Here is a 1,104-nt window from a genome sequence, read left to right on the forward strand (position 1 = left end):
GATCGTGTCCAGTATCCGATCCTCTAGCGTTTTTCTTCTGCGCATGATGAATTCACCACTCTCTTGTTACTTATTGAATCAGAACAATCCGTTGCCCGACACGCGTTTGGCTATAGCATTGCTGCTGAATATCAGAATCACGGATATAACCGATTGCATAAGATCGATTGCCGTAGCGAACGAGAATCTTCCTTGGGCCAGACCGATCGTGAAGGCATAGGTTTGAATGATTTGAGACTTCTCGCTGTTAATCGTATTGCCAAGTAGCATCGATTGCTCGAAGTTCGATCCGACTAAACCTCCACCAAGCATGCTGCCGATCGTGAGGATTAAGACAACGATGCTTGCCCCCTTCAAACCAGGCAGCGTTATGTGGATAATTCGCTTAAGACGACCCGCGCCATCCATCTCGGCCGCCTCGTATAGCGATGGATCAATGCCGGCAAGCGCTGCAAGGAATATAATCGTCCACCAGCCCGCTTCCTTCCATATGGCTGTCGAAACYGCTAGTCCCCAGAAAGCATCYGGATCGGTTAGGATGGCRAGCGGCTCCTTGATCAGATGAAGCGACAKYAGAAAATCRTTRACGATGCCGAAGCTTGASGAGAAGAARGCAAACGATATGCCGGTWACGACAACCCATGAGATGAAATGAGGCAAATAGCTGACCGTYTGTACGAACCGTTTCACGAATACATGCCTGACTTCGCTTAAGATAATGGCGAACAGGATTGGAATCGGATACGAAAAAATAATCTTCAACAGGCTGAGCACCAACGTATTGCGAACCAGCATCGGAAAATTATAATCATTGATGAGCTCCTTAAAGTGTGACAAGCCTGCCCAGGAACTGCTGAATATCCCGTCGATGCCGGTTGATATTTTATAATTTTTGAAGGCGATGATAATTCCGAACATCGGAATATAACTGAACACGAGCAGGAACAACAAACCAATCCATACAAATATCTGGAAGGGCAACTGTCTTTTGAACTGCTTTAGAAATAAAGTTTTCTGAATGGGGTTCGCCTCTCCTTTCGGTCTATAACTTGCTAGCTAGCTGCGCTGCGACCTCTTGTTTCTCATTATAAAAGCGCATACATT

At 46.1% G+C, this 1,104-nt stretch carries 1 protein-coding gene; it reads right to left on the bottom strand.

Annotation, left to right across the window (positions count from 1 at the left end; all coding sequences use genetic code 11):
* Positions 1-78: 78 nt before the first annotated feature.
* On the bottom strand, positions 79-918 hold the full coding sequence (locus tag AB4Z33_RS30995) for an ABC transporter permease (protein WP_442053583.1): 840 nt from the start codon (positions 916-918) through the stop codon (positions 79-81).
* Positions 919-1,104 lie beyond the last annotated feature (186 nt).

The organism is Paenibacillus sp. 2TAB19, from assembly GCF_052115185.1.
Taxonomy (GTDB): Bacteria; Bacillota; Bacilli; order Paenibacillales; family Paenibacillaceae; genus Pristimantibacillus.